Raw genomic sequence first — 4,882 nt, 5'->3', positions numbered from 1 at the left:
CACGTCAGGAGGCTCCGGCCGTCCCGGCGCGGGGCTGGGGGTCATGGGGGAGCGTGTGGCCGCCGTCGGCGGGCACGTTGAGGCCGGCCCGACGCCGTCGGGCGGTTGGCGCCTCCACGCCACCCTGCCCGCGGCGGCCGAGCCGGCCGGGGCATCCCGACGCCGGGAGGTGGCATGAGCGAGATCATCAGGATCGCATTGGTCGACGACGAACCACTACTGACTGCCGGGCTGGCGATGCTGCTCGGCGCGCAGAGCGACATGGAGGTGGTCTGGCAGGCGACCAGTGGTGAGGAGGCCCTGCGGCGGGCCGAGACCCAGCCCGTGGACGTCATGCTGCTGGACGTGCAGATGCCCGGACTCGACGGCGTGGCCACCACCCGCCGCCTGGTTGAGCAGGGCGCGCACGGGCGCATTGTCATCCTCACCACCTTCGACACCGACGGTTATGTCATGGGCGCCATCCAGGCGGGCGCGTCCGGGTTCCTGTTGAAGAACACGCCGCCGGCAGGGCTCATTGAGGCGGTGCGCACCGTGCACGGCGGCGACTCGGTCATCTCACCGGGCCCCACCCGCCGCCTGCTCACGGCGGTGCGCGGGAGACGGGAAGCGCGCCCCACCCTGGCCGCACCGCCGCCGCACCAGATGCTGCCCAGCCAGCTGACCGAGCGGGAGCGGGAGGTGCTTGAACTCATCGCCTGGGGACTGACCAACCAGGAGATCTGCGACCGGCTGTGGCTGTCCATGGCCACAGTCAAGACGCATGTGTCCCACCTGCTGGCCAAGACCGGTGCGCGCGACCGGGTCCAGCTGGTCCTGCTCGCCCTGCGCACCGGCCTGGTCGCCCTCGACGATCTGCTGACCGGCTCCCGCGAGACCGGCATAAATGACATGCCCAAACCGGCCGAAATGACGTAGCCGCCACCACGGCACCGGCCTCGGTGAACCCTGGGAATTGCCTGGGCAGCTTTCGGTACGTTATTAGTGCCGGTTTCGGTGGGTGGCGGCCTTCATGCGGGAGACGAAGTCACGCAACTCGGCCGTCATCGCTTCCACCGCGGCGGTGTACTGGGCGCAGTCCTCACCCGCATCGGACAGCGCGGCCAGCACCGCGGGGGCATGCGCCTCAACGATCTTGACCACCGCCGATCCGGAGATCGCCCCGTCGGCGCCGGCGGCAATCGCCTCGGCCACCTGCTCCGGAGCGGAGATGCCGAAGCCCAACATGACCGGTGCCGCCGCATCGGCGCGCAGCCGCGCCACCGACTGCGCCAACCCCACGGTGGAGGAGGCGCGTTCGGTGCCGGTGACCCCGGCGCGCGAGACCGCGTACACGTAGCCGCGTGAGGCTGCCGCCACCGCGTCCAGCGTCTGCGCCGAGGCCGACGGCGGGGCGATGTAGACCGGGTCGATGCCCGCGCGCGCGGCCGCCGCCGAAAACTCCTCGGACTCGCGCACGGGCACATCCGGCAGCAGCACCGAGTCGATGCCCGCCGCCGCACAGTCGGCGTAGAAGGCGTCCAGACCGATGGCGAAGGGCACATTGCCGTAGATGAGCATGCCGATGGGCAGCTCCGGGTGACGCTCACGCACCCGCGCCACCACCCGCAGACAGTCGGCGAAGCTCGCCCCGGCATGCAGCGCCCGCAGGTGGGCGCGCTGGATGGTGGGCCCGTCGGCCACCGGATCGGAGAACGGCGTGCCCAGCTCGAGGGCGTCCGCGCCGCCGTCGATGAGCGCCTCAATGATGGCCTCGGAGGCGGCGGGGGTGGGATCACCGACCATGACGAAGGGCACGAAAGCGCCCTGCTCGGCGCCGGCCAGGCGGGAGAACATAGCAGGATAGCGGCTCATGTCAGGCCTCCTTCTTGGCCAGGGACAGGTACTCGGTGCGCTTGCCCATCTGTTCGACCATGGCGGCGGCCCGCGCGACGGCGGAGTCCTCGGAGAAGGTTCCGCCCAGGCGCATGCGCACCTGTTCCAGGTCCTTGTCGCCACGCCCCGACAGACACACGAGCAGATGCGGCGTGGGGGCGTCGGGCGGCGTCTCACGGGCGATCTTGAGCGCCTGGGCGAGTGCGTGGGCCGACTCCAGGGCCGGGATGATGCCCTCCCAGCGGCTGAGCAGCCGGAAGGCCTCCACCGCCTCATCGTCGGTGATGGCCACGTACCGGGCGCGCCCCGAGTCCGCCAGCCAGGCGTGCTCGGGACCGACCCCGGGATAGTCCAGACCCGCCGACACGGAGAAGGACTCCTCCACCTGCCCGTCCGGGGTGCGCATGAGGTAGCTGCGGGCGCCGTGGAGAATGCCGGTGGTGCCGTTGTTGATGGGGGCGCCGTTGCGGGGCGTGTCCAGCCCCTCCCCGGCGGGCTCGACACCGATGAGCCCCACACCGACGTCGTCGATGAACTCGGCGAACATGCCGATCGCGTTCGAGCCGCCCCCCACACAGGCGATGACCTCATCGGGCAGCCGCCCGGTCAGGGCGAGAATCTGGGCGCGGGCCTCACGGGAGATGCAGCGGTGGTACTCGCGCACGATCGTGGGGAAGGGGTGCGCCCCGGCGGCTGTGCCCAGCAGGTAGTGGGTGGTGGCGAAGGACGCCGTCCAGTCCCGCAGCGCCTCATTGACGGCGTCCTTGAGTGTGCCGGCGCCGGAGGCGACCGGCACGACCTTCGCCCCCATGAGCTCCATGCGTTCGACGTTGGCGGCCTGCCGCACCACGTCGGTGGCGCCCATGTAGACGGTGCAGTCCAGACCCAGCAGCGCGCACACCATGGCGGTGGCGGTGCCGTGCTGACCGGCGCCCGTCTCGGCGATGATGCGCGTCTTGCCCATGCGCTTGGCCAGCAGCGCCTGCCCCAGCACCTGATTGCCCTTGTGCGCGCCGCCGTGTACCAGGTCCTCCCGCTTGAGGAAGATGCGGGCATTGCCCTGGCGGGGCAGGTTGCGCAGCTCCGTCACCGGCGTGGGACGCCCCAGGTAGCGGCGCATGAGCTCATCCAGCTCCGCGGCGAAGGACGGATCCGACTGGGCGTCGATGAAGGCGTCCTCGAGCTGATCCAGGGCGGGGATGAGCAGCTCCGGTACGTACTGGCCCCCGTAGGGTCCGAAATAGGCGTCCAGCCGCGGATGCGTGTGACCGGCGTGCTCCCTGGGTGCGGTGGCGTCGACGGCGCCAGCGGTGCGGGACCGGCCGCGCTCCGGCAACGGCACGGCGGTGGCCAAAACCTGCGCCACCACGCCCGGGTCGGGGGCGGCGGACAGGGCCGAGCCGATGAGCAGGGCATCCACGATTCCGGCCAGGCGGCGCACGTCGTCGGCCGTCTCGACCCCCGACTCGCCCACCAGTACCACGCCCGACGGCGCCAGCGGTGCCAGCTCCTCGGTACGGGCGATGTCGGTGTGCAGTGTGCGCAGGTCGCGGTTGTTGATGCCGATCACCTGCGCCCCCAGGGCGGCGGCCCGGTGCATCTCCGCGGGCGTGGACACCTCGGTGAGCACGTCCATGCCCAGGCGGTGCGCGAGGCCTGCCAACTCGGTGTAGACATCGTCGGGCACCACCGAGAGCATGAGCAGGATCGCGTCCGCTCCCAGGCTGCGGGCGGCCAGCACCTGAACGGGGTCAACGATGAAGTCCTTGCACAGCACCGGCACCTCCACCGCGGAGCGCACGGCCTCCAGATCATCGAAGGACCCGTTGAAGCGGTCCGGCTCGGTGAGCACCGACACGGCCTCGGCCCAGGGTGTATAGGCGTGTGCGAGCGCCGCCGGGTCATAGTCGGAGCGGATGGTGCCGCGTGAGGGCGAGGCCGACTTGCACTCCATGATGAGTGCGGGGCGCGGGCCGGCGTGAGCGCCGCTACGGGTGCGCAGGGCGTCAGCGAAGGAACGCTGGGATGGCTCCAGCTGCTCAGCGGTCAGGTGGCCGAAACGGGAACGCAGCTCCGGCAGGCGCTTGCGCCGGGCGGCCACGATCGCATCCAGGACGGTTCCGGTGGTCATGAGGCGCTCGGCCACGGGGAAGCGGTGGGGACGGCGGGTGCTCATCGGGTCTGCCCCTCACTGCTCGCCTTGGTCATGGATTCCAGATGCTCGGCGACCCGGCCACTGGCCAGCTGGTTCAGCGCCATGCGGGTGCCGTCGGCGAGGTTGTCCGCGGGGCCCGCCAAGTACAGCAGCGCGCCGGTGTTGACGGCGATTGCGTCACGGTGGGCCGGGGCCCCCTGGCCCGCGAACACCTCGCGCAGCAGGGCGGCGTTCTCCTGCGGGGCGCCGCCCAGCACATCCTGAAGGCTGTAGGTGTCCACGCCCAAGTCCTCGGGCGTGACCTCGTAGGCCTTGACGCCCCGCGGGGTGGCCTCGCGTACCAGGGTGGTGCCGTGCACGGCGATTTCGTCGGTGCCGGCGCCGTGAACGATGAGGGCCCGTTTGCGGCCGAGCTTGACCATGGTCTCGGCGATCATGTCGAGGATGTCCGGGTCGGCCACCCCCATGAGCTGGTAGGTGAGGTGAGCGGGGTTGAGCAGCGGCCCCAGCACGTTGAAAATGGTCGGCGTCGCCAGGGCCTTGCGGATCGGGGCGACGTGCCGCATGGCCGGATGGTAGGCCTGGGCGAACAGGAAGGTGAAGTGGTCCCGGGCGAGGATCTCCACGGCATCCTCTGGGGTCAGGTCCAGGGGCAGGCCCAGGGCGGCGACGACGTCGGCGGCGCCGGTTTTGGAGGAGACCGCCCGGTTGCCGTGCTTGGCGACGGAGATGCCCATGGAGGCGGCCACGATGCCGGCGGCGGTGGAGATGTTGATGGTGCCCACGCCGTCACCGCCGGTACCGACGACGTCGACGAGCGGGAAGGTGACCTCCGGGAAGGGGCGGGCGGCG

The 4,882-nt window shown here is 71.1% G+C and carries 4 protein-coding genes; 1 reads left to right on the top strand and 3 read right to left on the bottom strand.

The window, feature by feature from the left end:
• The first annotated feature begins 183 nt into the window (after positions 1-183).
• Positions 184-918: a response regulator gene (locus RWX45_RS00575; RefSeq protein WP_410050658.1), complete on the top strand. Its 735-nt coding sequence runs from the start codon at positions 184-186 to the stop codon at positions 916-918.
• A gap of 63 nt (positions 919-981) precedes the next feature.
• Here the strand turns inward: RWX45_RS00575 and trpA are convergent, their stop codons facing one another.
• The 3 genes from trpA to trpD all read right to left on the bottom strand — a co-directional run.
• The gene (gene trpA / locus RWX45_RS00570) at positions 982-1,854 is read right to left on the bottom strand and encodes a tryptophan synthase subunit alpha (RefSeq protein WP_316021850.1); all 873 of its coding nucleotides are present in this window, start codon (positions 1,852-1,854) and stop codon (positions 982-984) included.
• Position 1,855: 1 nt separating this feature from the next.
• Entirely contained in the window at positions 1,856-4,051 is a 2,196-nt protein-coding gene (gene trpB, locus RWX45_RS00565) for a tryptophan synthase subunit beta (protein ID WP_316021849.1), read from the bottom strand.
• Positions 4,048-4,882, bottom strand: an 835-nt coding sequence (trpD, locus tag RWX45_RS00560; protein WP_316021848.1) for an anthranilate phosphoribosyltransferase, incomplete at its 5' end; no start/stop codon positions are given. The genes trpD and trpB, both read right to left, overlap by 4 nt.

Origin of the sequence: Actinomyces sp. MRS3W (assembly GCF_032465695.1) — a bacterium.
In the GTDB taxonomy this organism is placed as follows: Bacteria; Actinomycetota; Actinomycetes; order Actinomycetales; family Actinomycetaceae; genus Actinomyces.
The sequence above is the reverse complement of the archived record's forward strand: the minus strand, read 5'-3'. Positions and strand labels throughout refer to the sequence as shown.